This is a genomic window from Pseudomonas lyxosi, from assembly GCF_047758685.1.
Taxonomy (GTDB): Bacteria; Pseudomonadota; Gammaproteobacteria; order Pseudomonadales; family Pseudomonadaceae; genus Aquipseudomonas; species Aquipseudomonas lyxosi.
Map to the genome: position 1 here is coordinate 5,731,875 of NZ_CP180481.1, position 15,992 is coordinate 5,747,866.

General features: G+C 60.6%; 14 protein-coding genes. 11 read left to right on the forward strand and 3 right to left on the reverse strand.

Going from position 1 to position 15,992, the window contains the following annotated elements; all coding sequences use genetic code 11:
- Window positions 1-2: 2 nt before the first annotated feature.
- The 7 genes from ACMXYI_RS26310 to ACMXYI_RS26340 all read left to right on the forward strand — a co-directional run bounded on the left by ACMXYI_RS26310 (window position 3) and on the right by ACMXYI_RS26340 (window position 7,350).
- Window positions 3-647, forward strand: coding sequence for an isochorismatase family cysteine hydrolase (locus ACMXYI_RS26310; protein WP_415769767.1), 645 nt, complete (start codon window positions 3-5; stop codon window positions 645-647).
- A complete protein-coding gene (locus tag ACMXYI_RS26315) occupies window positions 644-1,975 on the forward strand; it encodes a glutamine synthetase family protein (RefSeq protein WP_415769769.1) in 1,332 nt (443 codons plus the stop codon). The genes ACMXYI_RS26310 and ACMXYI_RS26315 overlap by 4 nt, the downstream gene beginning before the upstream one ends.
- Window positions 1,959-2,711, forward strand: a complete 753-nt coding sequence (locus ACMXYI_RS26320) for an N-formylglutamate amidohydrolase (RefSeq protein ID WP_415769771.1) — start codon at window positions 1,959-1,961, stop codon at window positions 2,709-2,711. The genes ACMXYI_RS26315 and ACMXYI_RS26320 overlap by 17 nt, the downstream gene beginning before the upstream one ends.
- A gap of 57 nt (window positions 2,712-2,768) precedes the next feature.
- Complete coding sequence (locus tag ACMXYI_RS26325) at window positions 2,769-4,118, forward strand: APC family permease (RefSeq protein ID WP_415769773.1); 1,350 nt, start codon at window positions 2,769-2,771, stop codon at window positions 4,116-4,118.
- A gap of 119 nt (window positions 4,119-4,237) precedes the next feature.
- On the forward strand, window positions 4,238-5,254 hold the full coding sequence (locus ACMXYI_RS26330) for an arginine N-succinyltransferase (protein ID WP_415769775.1): 1,017 nt from the start codon (window positions 4,238-4,240) through the stop codon (window positions 5,252-5,254).
- A 61-nt stretch (window positions 5,255-5,315) separates the two neighbouring features.
- Complete coding sequence (gene astA, locus ACMXYI_RS26335; protein ID WP_415769777.1) at window positions 5,316-6,350, forward strand: arginine N-succinyltransferase; 1,035 nt, start codon at window positions 5,316-5,318, stop codon at window positions 6,348-6,350.
- 130 nt (window positions 6,351-6,480) lie between these two features.
- Complete coding sequence (locus ACMXYI_RS26340; RefSeq protein WP_415769779.1) at window positions 6,481-7,350, forward strand: isocitrate lyase/PEP mutase family protein; 870 nt, start codon at window positions 6,481-6,483, stop codon at window positions 7,348-7,350.
- A gap of 68 nt (window positions 7,351-7,418) precedes the next feature.
- On the opposite strand, the gene ACMXYI_RS26345 is transcribed toward ACMXYI_RS26340, so the two are convergent.
- Both ACMXYI_RS26345 and ACMXYI_RS26350 read right to left on the reverse strand, forming a co-directional pair.
- Window positions 7,419-8,660 carry a M20/M25/M40 family metallo-hydrolase gene (locus tag ACMXYI_RS26345; protein ID WP_415769781.1) on the reverse strand — a complete coding sequence of 414 codons (1,242 nt, stop codon included), beginning with the start codon at window positions 8,658-8,660 and terminating at the stop codon, window positions 7,419-7,421.
- Window positions 8,661-8,810: 150 nt separating this feature from the next.
- Complete coding sequence (locus ACMXYI_RS26350; protein WP_415769783.1) at window positions 8,811-9,884, reverse strand: diguanylate cyclase; 1,074 nt, start codon at window positions 9,882-9,884, stop codon at window positions 8,811-8,813.
- 193 nt (window positions 9,885-10,077) lie between these two features.
- Between ACMXYI_RS26350 and ACMXYI_RS26355 the strand changes: the two genes are divergently transcribed.
- The 3 genes from ACMXYI_RS26355 (at window position 10,078) to hglS (ending at window position 14,161) form a co-directional block, all read left to right on the forward strand.
- Window positions 10,078-11,532 carry a flavin-containing monooxygenase gene (locus ACMXYI_RS26355; RefSeq protein WP_415769785.1) on the forward strand — a complete coding sequence of 485 codons (1,455 nt, stop codon included), beginning with the start codon at window positions 10,078-10,080 and terminating at the stop codon, window positions 11,530-11,532.
- Window positions 11,533-11,554: 22 nt separating this feature from the next.
- A complete protein-coding gene (locus ACMXYI_RS26360; protein ID WP_415769787.1) occupies window positions 11,555-12,496 on the forward strand; it encodes an alpha/beta fold hydrolase in 942 nt (313 codons plus the stop codon).
- Between the two features lie 279 nt (window positions 12,497-12,775).
- Window positions 12,776-14,161, forward strand: a complete 1,386-nt coding sequence (gene hglS, locus ACMXYI_RS26365) for a 2-oxoadipate dioxygenase/decarboxylase HglS (protein ID WP_415769789.1) — start codon at window positions 12,776-12,778, stop codon at window positions 14,159-14,161.
- 155 nt (window positions 14,162-14,316) lie between these two features.
- On the opposite strand, the gene ACMXYI_RS26370 is transcribed toward hglS, so the two are convergent.
- Complete coding sequence (locus ACMXYI_RS26370; RefSeq protein ID WP_415769791.1) at window positions 14,317-14,994, reverse strand: type 1 glutamine amidotransferase domain-containing protein; 678 nt, start codon at window positions 14,992-14,994, stop codon at window positions 14,317-14,319.
- Between the two features lie 444 nt (window positions 14,995-15,438).
- Between ACMXYI_RS26370 and ACMXYI_RS26375 the strand changes: the two genes are divergently transcribed.
- A complete protein-coding gene (locus ACMXYI_RS26375) occupies window positions 15,439-15,954 on the forward strand; it encodes an Hcp family type VI secretion system effector (protein WP_054051032.1) in 516 nt (171 codons plus the stop codon).
- Window positions 15,955-15,992 lie beyond the last annotated feature (38 nt).

Consider the following 15,992-nt stretch of genomic DNA (forward strand, 5'->3'; position numbering starts at 1 on the left):
GGATGTTCACGCTCCCCCACCACTCGCCTCGGGATTTGCCATTCGTCACCGATCACACCGCGCTGTTGCTGGTGGACATGCAACGCGCCTGGCTTGAGCCGCAGTTCGACCCGCACCTCAACGGACCGGACGCCGAGTACTTCCTGACCCGCACCCACATGCAGGTGGTGCCCAATCAACGCCGGCTGCTCAGCGCCTTTCGCAGCGCCCGGCAAAACGTGCTGCACACGATCATCGAAAGCCTCACCGCCGATGGCCGCGACCGCTCGCTGGACCACAAACTTTCGGACATGCACTTGCCCAAGGGCAGCCCGCAAGCGCGGATCATCGACGACCTGAGCCCGACAGAAAACGAAATCGTGCTGCCCAAGACCTCGTCCGGGGTCTTCAACTCCACCAACATCGACTACGTGCTGCGCAACCTCGGGACGCGGCACCTGATCATCGCCGGCATCGTCACCGACCAGTGCGTGGACATGGCCGTGCGTGACGCCGCGGACCGCGGTTATCTGGTGACGCTGGTGGAAGATGCCTGCGCGACTTACACGCCCGCGCGGCATCAGGCCTGCCTGAATGCAATCAAGGGTTACTGCTGGATCACCGACACCCAGACTGTGCTCGGCCGATTGCAGGAGATGCAGCCATGAGCGAGCGCCTGTTGCCACTGCCCATGACCACCCTCGTCACCACCGACCTGATCGGCGTGACACGCGGGCGCTCCTTTCCCACGGACGAACTCGAACACTATCAAAGGACCGGTTGTGGCTGGGTGCCGGCCAACAGCGCGCTGACCCCGCAAGACATCATCGCCTACGCCAACCCGTGGGGCGCTTATGGAGATTTGCGGCTGATGCCCGATCCGGCCAGCCGAGTGACGGTCAGTAACGGCCCGGACGCCAACGCTCCGGTGCTGGATTTTATGCACAGTGACATTCGCGAAACCGATGGCCGCCCGTGGGGTGCCTGCCCGCGTACGGTGTTGCGCAACGAGGTAGAGCGTTATCGCGCCGAGTTGGGCTTACAGGTCAATGCGGCGTTCGAGCATGAATTCAACTTGAACACCGGCGACGTTGAACACCTGGCGTTTTCTCTGCAAGCCCAGCGTCAGGGTGCCGAGTTTGGCGGTTGGCTGCTCAGCGCCCTGCGTGCCGGTGGCGTCGAGCCGGAAATGTTCCTGCCCGAGTACGGCAAGCATCAATACGAAATCACCTGTCGGCCGACCCTCGGTGTGGCCGCTGCCGACCGCGCGGTGAACGTTCGTGAAATCACCCGCGAAATCGCCCGGCAAATGGGCCTGGAATTGAGCTTCGCGCCCAAGACCTCGGAGCATGCGGTGTGCAACGGCGTGCACCTGCACGTCAGCCTGCTGGACCTGGCTGGCCAACCGGTGATGTACGACGCCGGCACCACCAATGGCTTGTCGCCCCTCGGCCAGCACTGGGCCGCCGGCATCTTGCATCACCTGCCCGCACTCTGTGCGTTTACCGCGCCTACGCCGGTGTCCTACGAGCGTTTGCAGCCTCATCACTGGAGCGCGTCCTACGCTTGCCTCGGACAACGCAACCGCGAAGCGGCGCTGCGAATCTGTCCGACGACAAGCCTGGGCGGCAAATCGGTGGCAGCGCAATACAACCTGGAATTTCGCGCCATGGACGCCACGTCCTCGCCGCACCTGGCCATGGCCGCGGTGCTGATTGCCGGTCGGCTGGGCATCGAGCAACGCCTGGCCTTGAACGCAATCACCGATGAAGTCCCCGACTCCCTGAACGAAGAACAACGCCAGGCGCGTGGCATCGTCGCCCTGCCCGCTTCCCTTGCCCAGGCCCTGGACTGCCTGCGCAACAGTGAGGCACTGATCGAAGCCCTGCCGAGCGCGTTGCTGGACACCTACTTCGCCCTTAAAGCCGAGGAACTGACGCTGACGGAACAGCTGTCGTGCGCCGAACGCTGTGAACACTATGCGCGCCTGTACTGAATCCGCTGAGCTCGGTCTTTACACCGGGCCCGTGTACACGCTGAGCCGGGAAGACTCCGGCCACCCGTTGATTCTGGTGTGCGAGCACGCCAGCCGTTTTATTCCGGCCGGGTTAAATGACCTGGGCCTGAGTCACGAGGCGGCCCGCGAGCACATCGCCTGGGACATCGGCGCCCTGGCGCTGGCCGAGGGTTTGTCCCGAGCATTGGGCGCAACGCTGTTGGCGGCCAATTATTCGCGACTGTTGGTCGACCTCAACCGACCGCGCCAAGCCCCGGACAGCATTCCGGCGCAGAGCGAGATTTATCAGGTGCCGGGCAACCGGGATCTGGACGAGGCCACCCGCGAGTACCGTCGGCAATCCCTGTTCGAGCCGTTTCACTCGCGTCTGACAGACTTGATCGACGAACGTGTCGCTCAAGGACGACCGGTGCGGGTGGTGGGGATTCACAGCTTCACGCCGGTCTATCACGGCCAGCCCCGCGCGCTTGAAGTTGGCGTGTTGTATAGAGATGCAAAGGAATATGCCCAGCGCTTGATCGATGGCTTGAGCCAGCATCCATTGAAGGTTGCCGGTAATGAGCCGTACAAAATCAACCCGCTGAGCGACATGACCGTGCCGGTCCACGGCGATACACGCGGCCTGGAATCGGTGTTGATCGAAGTGCGCAACGACCTGCTGCGTACGCCTGAAGACGTCCGTCGCTTTACCGAATACCTGGCACCGTTGTTGTAAAGAAATCGCGTCAAACTCGCAGCTTGCAGCTGCTTTCATCCCAAGGAGAAAGGCTTCATGGAAATAGAAGAATTCGGCTACAAGCAAGAGTTGAAACGCAGCCTGTCACTGACCGATCTGGTGGTGTACGGGATGATCTTCATGATCCCCATCGCACCGTTTGGTGTTTATGGCTACGTCAACGCCGAGGCACCGGGGCTGGTACCACTGGCCTACATCATCGGCATGGTGGCGATGCTCTTCACGGCCCTGAGTTACGGCAGCATGGCTCGGGCCTTTCCGATTGCCGGTTCGGTTTATTCCTATGCACAACGGGGCCTGAACCAGCACGTAGGGTTTATCGCCGGTTGGCTGATGCTCCTCGATTACCTGCTGATTCCGCCGCTGCTGTATGTGTACGCGGCCATGGCCCTGAATCATTTGTACCCGGACATTCCGAAGGTCGGTTTCATCCTGGCCTTCCTGGTCAGCGCGACCTTCGTCAATTTGCGGGGCATCACCTTCACCGCGCGGATGAACATCATCTTTCTGCTGGCGCAACTGGTGGTGCTGGGGATCTTCCTGTTTTATGCCTGGAACGCGCTGCACAGTGGCGGCGGCAACGGCCAGCTGACACTGGCGCCGTTGTACAACCCCGAGACGTTCAACTTCGCCCTGCTGATGCAAGCGGTGTCGATTGCGGTGCTGTCGTTCCTCGGTTTCGATGCGATTTCCACCCTCGCCGAAGAGATCAAGGGTGACCCGGGCCACAGCGTCGGCAAGGCCGCGCTGATCACGCTGGTGGTCATGGGCGTGATCTTCGTCGTGCAGACCTGGATTGCGACAGATCTGGCGGCCGGCATGGGTTTCAAATCGGCTGACACGGCTTTTTATGAAATCGCTGAACTCGCGGCCGGCAGCTGGCTGGCCACCCTGACCGCCGTGGCGACAGCGCTGGCCTGGGGTGTTGCGGTGGCAATCACCTCCCAAGCGGCAGTGTCTCGCCTGCTGTTCGGCATGGCCCGAGACGGCAAGCTGCCAAAGGTACTGGCCAAGGTTCATCCCAAACACAACACGCCGTACGTGAGCATCTACCTGGTGGCTGTGCTGTCGCTGGTGATCTGCTACCTGTTCATCAACTCGGTGGACACCCTCACCTCACTGGTGAACTTCGGCGCGCTGAGCGGTTTCATGTTGCTGCACCTGACGGTCATCAACTACTACTGGCGTCGGCAGAAATCCGGCCAGGTGATCCGTCACCTGATCTGCCCGGTGATCGGCTTCATCATCGTCGCGGCCATCATGTACAACATGGGCGTCGATGCACAGAAACTCGGCCTGATCTGGATTGCCCTGGGCCTGGTCTACCTGTTTGTACTCAACAAACTGGGCACCCGTACGGTACTGCCCGACCCAAGCAACGTCTGACAAGAAAAAGAGCGGCGTCTGACAAAAATTCAGGCGACCGCCGATTTAACGCGTGGAAACCGACAGTGATAGTCAGGTTCGGTGCCAACCGCCGAACCCTTTGATACAGGAGTGCATCCATGCTGGTCTTACGCCCAGTCGAGTTAACCGACCTGCCCCAGTTGCAGCAACTGGCGCGCGACAGTCTGGTAGGCGTCACGTCCTTGCCGGACGACACTGAATGCCTGCGGGAAAAGATTCTCGACTCCTGCGCCTCATTCGAAAAAGACGTTGAGGGTCATGGCCCGGAGAACTACTTCTTCGTGCTGGAAGATCTGACCCGAGAACGCTTGGTGGGCTGCTCGGAGATCCTTGCCACCGCCGGTTTCAGCGAGCCGTTCTACAGCTTGCGCAACCGGCATTTCACCAGCGCCTCGCGGGAGCTGAACATCGAGCACGGCGTGCCCGCGTTGTCGTTGTGTCACGACCTCAGCGGCCATACCTTGCTGCGGGGTTTTCATATTGACGCAGCGCTGGTTCGAACACGGTTCTCTGAACTGTTGTCCCGGGCGCGGCTATTGTTCATCGCCGCCCACTCGCGGCGCTTTGCCGAAGCCGTCATCACCGAGATCGTCGGCTTCAGCAGCGATGAAGGGCACTCGCCGTTCTGGGATGCGGTGGGCAAGCACTTTTTCGACCTGCCCTATGCCGAGGCCGAGCGGCTCTGCGGCCTGGAAAGCCGAACCTTCCTCGCTGAACTGATGCCGCAATACCCGATCTACGTGCCGATGCTGCCCCAGGCTGCACAGGACTGCATCGGCCGCATCCACCCCGATGGCCAGGAGGCCTTCGATATCCTCGAGCGCGAAGGCTTCGAAACCAACAGCTACATCGACCTGTTCGACGGCGGTCCGACGTTGTATGCGCGCACTCCGGGCATCCGCTCCATCGCCCAGAGCCAGACCGGCACGGCGAAACCGGGCTCGCCGATCGACGCCCGTGGCAGCTATCTGGTGAGCAACGATTCGCTGAAGGACTATCGCGCCATCGTCGCCGATCTGGATTACCAGGCCGGACAACCTGTGAAGTTGAGCGCCGAGATGTGCGCCGCCCTGAACGTGACCGAAGGCAGCCCGATCCGGCTGATCGCCCTGTGAGCATCACCCGGCCCCGCGCCCAACGACAGCGCCCGAGCGGGCGTGCAGAAGGAGTTGCATCATGATTGTCCGCCCGGTTCACGTCACCGACCTGCCCGCCTTGCTGAACCTGGTGCACCAGGCTGGCCCCGGCTTCACCACCCTGCCGGCCAACGAGGAACGCCTGAGCCACCGGGTGCGCTGGGCGCAACGAACCTTCGCCGAACAGGTCGAACGCGCCGATGCCGATTACCTCTTCGTGCTCGAAGACGACGATCAGCAACTGGTGGGCGTCAGTGCCCTGGTGGGCGCCGTGGGCCTGCGCGAGCCCTGGTACAACTACCGGGTCGGGCTCACGGTCAGTTCCTCACCGGACCTGGGTATCCGGCGACAGATTCCGACGTTGTTCCTGAACAATGAAATGACCGGCCAATCGGAGATTTGCTCGCTGTTTCTGCGACCCGATCAACGCCATGGCAGTAACGGTCGATTGCTGTCGCTGGGGCGTTTGTTGTTTGTGGCCGAGTTTCCGCACCTGTTCGGCGACAAACTCATCGCCGAACTGCGTGGCAGCGCCGACGAACAGGGCTGTTCACCGTTCTGGGACAGCCTGGGCCGGCACTTCTTCAAGATGGATTTCAGCCACGCCGATCACTTGTCGGGGCTTGGCAGCAAGTCGTTCATCGCTGAACTGATGCCACGCCAACCGCTCTACACCTGCCTGCTCACCGAACAGGCCCAGGCCGTGATCGGCAAGGCGCATCCGAACACGGAACCGGCGCTGAAAATCCTCACCGCCGAAGGGTTTGCCCATAAGGGTTACATCGACATCTTCGACGCCGGCCCGGTGATCGAAGCCCCGGTCTCGAATATCCGCACCGTGCGCGACAGCCAACCGCTGCTGCTGGCCATCGGCACACCCGACGAGCAGGCCCCGGTGTGGCTGATCCACAACCGTCGCCTGGAAAACTGCCGCATCACCGCCGCCCAGGCCAGGCAGGTGGGCAACAGCCTGATCGTCGACCGCCTCACCGCCAAACGCCTGCAACTGCAACCTGGCAACTCGGTACGCGCCGTGCCGCTGCTCAATCAACAACAGCAGTCGGTGGCGGCGTGACCGACGGTGGTCCGTCCGCCTCTGCAAAATCGTCATCATCCTTCCCCCGCTCGCGTGATAGCCTTTTGTTCCTTCGGCGTTGACACTTTTGCTCAAGCCCTTCCATTCCCATTGCAGTGGTGGAACTCATATGTCCAGGCTTTCTCATCAAGATTTGCGCCGTAACTTTCGCGAGCTGTTCGCCTCCAACACCTGCTATCACACGGCGTCGGTCTTCGACCCGATGTCGGCCCGTATTGCCGCAGACCTGGGTTTTGAAGTGGGGATACTGGGCGGTTCGGTCGCATCGTTGCAGGTACTGGGCGCCCCCGACTTTGCCTTGATCACCCTCAGCGAGTTTGCCGAGCAGGCCACTCGCATTGGCCGTGTTGCCCAATTGCCGGTCATCGCCGACGCCGACCACGGCTACGGCAACGCGCTCAACGTCATGCGCACCATCGTCGAACTCGAACGTGCCGGTGTAGCCGCCCTGACCATCGAAGACACGCTGCTGCCCGCCCAGTTCGGCCGCAAATCCACCGACCTGATCGGGGTGGCGGAGGGCGTCGGCAAGATTCGTGCGGCGCTGGAAGCACGGGTCGATTCGGAGATGGCGATCATCGCCCGCACCAACGCCGGGATTCTGCCGGTGCAGGAAGTCATCAGCCGTACCTGTCATTACCAGCAGGCCGGTGCGGACGGGATTTGCATGGTGGGCGTGCGGGACTTCGACCACCTCGAACAAATCGCCGAGCACCTGAGCGTACCGCTGATGCTGGTCACCTACGGCAACCCGCTGCTGCGCGACGATAAACGTCTGGCCGAACTGGGTGTGCGGGTCACCATCGACGGTCACGGCGCCTACTTCGCCGCGATCAAGGCCACGTATGACAGCCTGCGGGAACAGCGGCAGATCTTTACCCAGGCGTCGGACCTGAATGCGACCGAGTTGACTCACACCTATACGCAGCCTGAGGAATACATCCGTTGGGCGGAAGAGTTTATGAGCGTCAAGGAATAACGGATACCACCGAAGGCTAAGATGTTGATCGTTCCCACGCGGGAGCGTGGGAACGATCAGCGGTGAGATCAGGGTTTAGCCAACTCCATAATCATCCGCGACAACAGATAAATCCGCGGCGCCACACTCTCAACCTCCGCGTATTCCTCCGGCGTATGAATATTGCCGCCAACAATCCCGAAGCCATCCAGCGTCGGCGTACCCACACCCGCTGACAGGCTGGCATCCGCAGCCCCACCACTTCCCTCTTCCGTCAACTTGCGCCCAATCTCCCCATAAATCCCCTGAGCCATGGCCATCAACCGATCCGATTCCGGCGTTTGCGGCATCGGCGGCAATCCGCGCTGCAGTGTGGTGGTGACTTCGGTGTCAGCAATCAGCTTGTCTTTGGAAACCCGCGCCAGGTCCTTCTCGATCCGGTCAAACTCTTCCGGCACCGCCGCCCGCACGTCAGCCTTGGCGGTGGCTTGATCCGGAATCACGTTGGTGCGATCGCCAGCCTTGAGTACGGTGAAGTTGATGGTGGTTTTCTTCTCCGCGTCACCCAGTTTGCCGAGCTGCAAAATCTGGTGCGCCGCTTCCATGGCGGCGTTGCGTCCCAGCTCCGGCGCGACACCGGCATGAGCCGCTTTGCCCTTGACCTCGACCACGGCGGTGGCACTGCCTTTGCGCCACACCACCAGACCATCCGCCGGGCGGCCCGGTTCGAGGTTGAGGGTGACGTCGTGGGCCTTGGCGGTTTTCTTGATCAGGTCGGTGGCGATGTCCGAGCCGGTTTCTTCGCTGGCGTCGAGCAGGAAGGTGATTTGCGCGTAGTCCTTGAAGTCGAGATTTTTCAGGACTTTCAGCGCGTAGATCCCGGCAACGATGCCGCCCTTGTCATCCATCACGCCCGGCCCGTAGGCGCGGCCGTCCTTGATGTGGAACGGACGCTCGGCGGCCGAACCTTCCTTGAAGACGGTGTCCATGTGCGCCATCAGCAGGATTTTCGCCTTGCCGGTGCCTTTCAGGGTTGCGATCACGTGGCTGCTTTTGTCCGGGGTATTGGGCACCCGCTCGATGGTTGCGCCGAGTTTTTTCAGTTCGTCGATGGCGATGTCGCTGACTTTCGTCAGGCCCGGTTCATAGCCGGAACCGGAGTCGATGTTCACCAAACGTTCGAGTAACTTCAGGGCTTCGCCCTTGTACTGTTCGGAATCGGTGAGGACTTGTTTGTGCGGTTCGGCGAAAACGGCGGGAGCGAAAGCGCCGAGGGCGAGGGTCAGGCCAAGGCTGGTGGCCAGCAGGGAGCGAGGGAGTTTGAACGTCATGAATCGATCCTTGTTTCGTGTCGGGGGTGAAAAACACCCTACCTGACTACGGCGCAAGGCTCTAGACCGAATGCGACACTTGCAACGCGAAGAGCGGACGCGGAGCGTCCATGGCTGCATTCCCACGCAGGAGCGTGGGAACGATCAGTTTCACACCGAATCAAGTAATTCGTGATGCGTTTCACCATCGCCGCAACAGATGACGCGGTTGCGACCGGTGGCTTTGGCTTCGTAGAGCGCCTGGTCGGCGTCGTTGAGCCACCGGGTCGCGTCGGTGTGGGCCGGGTTGAAGGCGGCCAGGCCGATGCTCAGGCTGACCGTCAGCGCCGGGCTCTGCTCATAGCCCAAGCTGGCGAAGCGATCACGCAGGGCATCCATCGCGGCCGCAGCACTCGTGAGGGGAAGGTCCGGGAGGATCACGCAGAACTCGTCACCACCGTAGCGCCCGGCAACATCCGCCGCACGCAGGTTCTGCTTGAGCATTTTGCTCAACTGGCGCAGCACGATGTCCCCGGCAACGTGGCCGTAGGTGTCATTGATGGTTTTGAAATGGTCGATGTCGATCAGCGCAATCGCCCCGCCCTGCTGATGACGTTTGCAACGCTGGAGTTCGATCTCCAGTTGATCTTTCCAGGCGCCATGGTTCAGCAGGCCGGTGAGGCTGTCGGTGCGGCTCAGGGCCAACAATTCACGCTTTTGTCGGCCGAGGGTGTAGGCCTGGCGGAAGCAGATCCAGCCCAATGCCAGCGGATACAAACACATCAAGGGCAAGCAGGCATACATCTGCAGTTGGCTGGTTTGCGGGATGAAGGTGGGGGAGAAAATCAGCAGTCCGACGCCCATCCCGAGAATCTGCGCCACGGTTCCCGCCAACAGGAAACGTAAACCGCCAATTGCCACATTGTTCATCGCCATCATGGCCAGGGTCGTCGCGCCGGGCAGCGGATTAAAGTGCATGGCGGCGACCCAAAAGCCGCCGAGAAAGGCGTCCACCAGCAGGTTGCGGTGTTCGGCGTGATAAGGCACTTGCGCGCGGCGCGCCCATTGATAAGCCAGGTGCGGCCAGAGTACGGCATTGAGCAGCATCGCCACCCAGACCCACGGTGCAGGGTTGAGTGGATACATCGCCGCGCTCACGAGCAACAGCCCCAAAGCCAAACCCAGGATTCGCGATGTATAGAGCCTCCTGGCCAGTGAAAGTCCTTTTCCTCCCGTTTTTTCCATAGAGGCCTCTGCGCCACTGAACGGAACCTGAAAACACAAGGGTTTCAAGTGTGGTGAGAGTCTATCAGGGCAACGGCAAATAGCCATCACCGGCTGGCGGTCTGAATACCAAGGCATAGGCATGAGGCGAGTGCCCAATGTTTGGCTATACATGAAAGGAGGGTTCGATCAATAACGATAAAAAAGGAGGCCCATGCAGACCTTTGAAGTGTTGATCATCGGCAGCGGTTTTGGCGGCCAGTGCGCGGCGATCAATTTGCTCAAGGCAGGCATCAGCGATTTCCGCCTGCTGGAACGACGTGACTTTTTCGGCGGCACCTGGTGCCAAAACACCTACCCCGGTGCCGCGGTCGACGTGCCCTCGCCGCTCTATTCGCTGTCCTTCGCGCCCTACCGCTGGACGCAAATGTTCGCCGAGCAGGCCGAACTGCACCACTACACCCAGTACGTGGTGGAGCACTTCGGCCTGCGAGACAAGGTGGAACTGCAGGCCAATGTCGAGTGCATCGAATGGGACGACGACGGCAAACGCTGGACGGTGCACACCGCCAGCAAAGGCACGTTTCATGCGCAGTTCCTGATCAACGCCACCGGGCCGCTGAGCCAACCCGTCGTTCCGCACTTCGAGGGCCAGGAGCGGTTTCAGGGCAAGACTTTTCACACCAACAACTGGGATCACGCCTACGATTACCGGCAAAAACGCGTGGCCATCGTTGGCAGCGGCGCCAGCGCGGCCCAAGTGATTCCGACGATTGCCCCGGACGTCGAGCATCTGCATGTGTTCCAGCGCACGCCTCACTGGGTATTGCCTCGGGCCGACCGCGCCTTTGGGCCTTTCCAGCGTTGGTTGCTGGGGCTCAAACCGGCCTACAAACTGTTGCGCTGGATGATCTACTGGCTGTTCGAAACCCGAGTGATTGCCTTCAAGTATTCGAAACCAGCGATCCGCCTGGTCCAGCAAAACGCCCTGCGCTTCCTCAAACGGCAAGTGCCCGACCCACAATTGCGGCAGAAACTGACACCCGACTACGTCATCGGCTGCAAACGGGTGATCATCTCAAGCACCCTGTACCCGGCGCTGGGTCGCAGTAACGTGAGCCTGCACAGCCGCGAGCAAGGCATCGCCGCCATCGATGAAACCGGCATCGTCACCCAGGACGGCCAACACATCGACCTGGACCTGATCGTCTGGTCCACCGGTTACGACGCCACCGACGGGGTGATTTCCTACCCGGTCACCGGCAAAAACGGCACACAACTCAAAGACTTCTGGGCTCAGTATCCGCGGGCCTACCTCGGCACCACCCTGCCGGACTTCCCCAACCTGTTTATCGTCACCGGCCCCAACACGGGCATCGGCCACACCTCGGCGCTGTTCATCATCGAGTCTCAGATGAACTACATTCTCGATTGCATCCGTACGTTAAAAGAACACGGTTTGCGCAGCATCGAAGTACGCCCCGAAGCAGAACGTACCTACACTGAAATGATCCACCGGGAGATGGAACGCACAGTATGGAAGTCCGGGGGCTGCCACAGTTGGTATCAAAGCAAGAGCGGTCATGTGATTGCGATGTTTCCGGGGTTCAGTTTCAGCTATCACCGGTTGACCAGGGCGCTGAAACCCGCCGATCACATTCTGTCCTGATCACGTAGAAGGAAGATGCCTGATGCTTTTGTTGGTTGTCGCAATCGCAGTTTTCGTGGCCTGGAGCTGGTTGAGTTACCCGGCCATCGGTCATTGGCTCTATGACTTGAACATGTCGATAGAGGCCAAGCTGTATGGACTGCACAAAATTGTCGTGCCGATCGCCGAAATGACCGTCTCGACCTGGCAAGGCGGGCCGTACGAAGCGTCCAGCAGCGTGCTGATGCTCCACGGCTACAGCGCCGACAAAAATATCTGGCTGCGCTTTGCCCGGCACTTTGTCGGCAACTATCGGGTGATCATCCCCGACATCGCCGGCCATGGCGAAACCGGCTTCAAGGCGGGCGGCGGCTACGACATCCCGTTGCAGGCCAAGCGGATGATCCAGTTGCTCGATGTCTGCGGCGTCGAGAAAGTCCACGTGATCGGCAACTCGATGGGCGGCTACATGGCAGCGTGGCTCGCGGCCACGTACCCGGATCGTATTGTTTCGGTGGCCCTGATCGACCCCGCGGGTGTCACCGCCCCCGAAGCCAGCGACCTGGAGCGGCATTTGGCCAAGGGCCACAACCCGTTCCTGATTCATTCACGGGAAGAATTCCAGCGCTTATACGCCATGACCATGGCCGAACCGCCGTGGGTACCCAAGGTGGTGCTGGACGCCATCGCGCAACGCTATGAACAGCAATGCGAGGAGCTGGAAGAAATCTTCAGGGACTTTCGCGCCAGCCCGCCGATGGAGCCGAAACTGCCCGACATCAAGTGCCAGGCGCTATTGCTGTGGGGACACAAGGACCGCTTGATCGATGTCAGCAGCGTGGCGATCTGGAGCAAAGGCATCGCCGATCTGCGAGTGGAAGTCTGGGACCACACCGGCCATATGCCGATGGTGGAACAACCGACGAACACGGCGCGGCTGTATCGGGAATTTTTGGCATCGCTGCGCTCGGAACTTCCTGTGTAGCAGACAAACACCGCGCCCCTGTAGCAGCTGCCGAGCCTGCGAGGCTGCGTTCGGCTGCGCAGCAGTCGTGAAATCAGCCACTGCGGTGTGTCAGAACGAACGTGCATAACAGGGTTTGCGACTGCTTCGCAGCCGAACGCAGCCTCGCTGGGGCTCGACAGCTGCTACAACATGCAGTCCTTTGCAGAATGAAGTCCGTAAGATTCTTCGTTTGTCGGCGCCGCGCAAGGCTGCGATCTTTTCCTGCATCCTTTACGTCACCGCGCCAGGAATTCTTTCATGAGTCACCCGAACTTCGTCAGCCCTGACCTGATCCGCCAACGCTTTTCCAAAGCGATGTCCGACATGTACCGCGAAGAAGTGCCGCTGTACGGCGCGCTGATGGAACTGGTGGAACAGACCAACCGTCACGTACTGGACAGCGATCCACAAATCGCCCGGCAGTTGAACAGCACCGGTGAAATCCAGCGCCTGGACCTGGAGCGACATGGCGCGATCCGTGTCGGCACCGCCGATGAACTGGCCACCCTCGCCCGGCTGTTTGCGGTGATGGGCATGCAGCCGGTGGGTTATTACGACCTGACCCCGGCCGGCGTACCGGTGCACTCCACGGCTTTTCGCGCGGTGCATGAAGCGGCGTTGCAGGTCAGCCCGTTCCGGGTATTCACCTCCCTGCTGCGCCTGGAACTGATCGAAGACCTGGAACTGCGAGCGTTCGCCCAATCGGTGCTGGATAAGCGTTCGATCTTCACGCCCACTGCGCTGATGCTCATCGATCGCGCCGAAACCCAGGGCGGCCTCACCGAACAGGAGGCCCAGGACTTCGTCGAGCAAGCGCTGGAAACTTTCCGTTGGCATCACACCGCCACCGTGACCGCCGAGCAGTACCGCAAACTCAGCGCCCAGCATCGCCTGATCGCCGACGTGGTGGCGTTCACCGGCCCGCATATCAACCACCTGACGCCGCGCACCCTGGACATCGACATCGTCCAGGCGCAAATGCCCGCCCACGGCATCACCCCCAAAGCGGTGATCGAAGGCCCGCCCCGCCGTCAGTGCCCGATCCTGCTGCGCCAGACCAGTTTCAAGGCCCTGGACGAGCCTGTCGCCTTCACCGATCAAGCCCAGACTCATGGCAGCCACAGCGCCCGTTTCGGCGAAATCGAGCAACGCGGCGCGGCGCTCACCCCCAAAGGCCGGGCGCTTTACGACCGTTTGCTCAACGCTGCCCGGGATGAATTGAAAGACTTCCCCAATGAGGCCAATGCCGCACGTTACAACGCGCTGATGGCGCAGCACTTTGCAGAATTCCCTGACACCCTTGAGGGCATGCGCCGAGAGGAACTGGCGTACTTTCGCTACTTCGTCACGGAAAAAGGTTTGGGGGCCGATGAGCTGAAATCGTGGTCGCTGGAGGACCTGCTCAGCGGCGGGTATTTGCGGGTTGAACCGTTGGTGTACGAAGATTTCCTGCCAGTCAGCGCTGCGGGGATTTTTCAGTCGAACCTGGGCGATGCGGCGCAAACCCACTATGGCGTGCATTCGAACCGGCAGGTGTTCGAGAAGGCGCTGGGGCGATCGACGATTGATGAGTTGGCGTTGTATGCCGAGACGCAGCGGCGCTCGATCGAGGAATGTTTCGCGGCGTCGAGCCTCGCGATCTGAGGCGTGGCACGAACATGTAGCAGCTGGCGCAGCCTGCGTTCGGCTGCGAAGCAGTCGTTGTTTCAGCCGCCGCGGTCTTCAGACAAACCGTGTTTGCCGGTTTTACGACTGCTCCGCAGCCGAACGCAGGCTACGCCAGCTGCTACACATCAGATTTAGCGGAGCTTCGCCAACAGTTCTTGTGCCGCTGCTTCAGAGGAAGCCGGATTCTGACCGGTAATCAGCAAACCATCAGTCAGCACATAACTCGCCCAGTCAGCACCTTTGGAATAGACACCACCCTTCTCCTTAAGCATGTCCTCCACCAAAAACGGCACAACCTTCGTCAGTTGCACAGCCTCTTCCTCCGTGTTGGTAAACCCCGTCACACGCTTGCCTTTGACCAGCGGCTGGCCGTCCGCGCCCTTGACGTGACGCAACACACCCGGTGCGTGGCAGACGGCCGCGACCGGTTTGCCTGCCTTGTAAAACGCCTCGATCAGAGCGATCGAAATTTTGTCTTCGGCCAAATCCCACAGCGGGCCATGGCCGCCCGGGTAGAAAATCGCGTCGTAATCTTCAGCTCTCGCGCTGCTCAGCAGAGCGGTAGACGCCAATGCGGACTGGGCGGCGGAGTCTTTGCGAAAGCGCTCGGTGGCCGCGGTTTGCGCGTCCGGCTCGTCGCTTTTTGGGTCCAGCGGTGGTTGACCACCCTTGGGTGAGGCCAGGGTCAACTGAGCGCCGGCGTCTTTAAAGGCAAAGTACGGTGCGGCGAATTCCTCCAGCCAGAAGCCGGTTTTCTTGCCCGTGTTACCCAATTGATCGTGTGACGTTAGAACCATCAGGATTTTCATGTCGTTCTCCTTGAGTTCGCAGATGTTCATTCATCTCGGCGCTGAGTTTGACCTCCAGGCTGCAGCATTCGTTGCACCTGTCACCCTAGCGGTTCTGATACCGGTTTTCGGCAAATCAGACGATGGGTCACCGAATGATGGCTAACCGCCTTGATGCGCAAGAAGTTGCGCACTCGACACTGCGAAAGCCCTTTCCGGGGCGCTGATCGCCCGGCCCGTCAGGCGCTCCAGCCAAGTGCGCAAGAAGTTGCGCAGTACTGCGCAACTTCTTGCGCACATTCACAGGTGATCGCTGCCGAAGATTCTCCGCGAGCTCTGAAAATCCTCTCAATCACCTGATTTATATAGCCTTAACCGTTTCTGGCACGGACCTTGATAACAGTCAGCCACCCACCGGGCGATACCGCCTCCCGGGCACCCTAACTTTTAGCAAGGAGCACATCCATGGCTACACCAGCGTACATGTCCGTCACTGGCGAGAAACAAGGTCTGATCACTGCCGGCGCATTCACCGCCGACTCGGTTGGCAACACCTACCAGGAAGGTCACGAAGACCAGGTCATGGTTCAGGCTTTCAGCCACGACGTGATCATCCCGCGTGACCCGCAGTCCGGCCAACCGACCGGTCAGCGCGTCCACAAGCCAGTCGTGATCACCAAGGTGTACGACAAGGCTTCGCCACTGCTGCAGGCGGCTCTGACCTCCGGCGAGCGCATGAGCGAAATCGTTATCCAGTGGTACCGCACCTCGGCTCAAGGGACCCAAGAGCACTACTACACCACCAAACTGGAAGACGCGATCATCGTCGCCATCAACAACAAAATGCACAACTGCCAGGACCCGTCGAACTCGCACTTCACTCACCTGGAAGAAGTGCAATTCACCTACCGCAAAATCACCTGGACCCACGAAGTATCTGGTACTTCGGGTTCCGATGACTGGCGTCAGCCGGTCGCCTAACTCAGGCCGACCGTCTCAAGCATCGGCCAGCTCTGCTG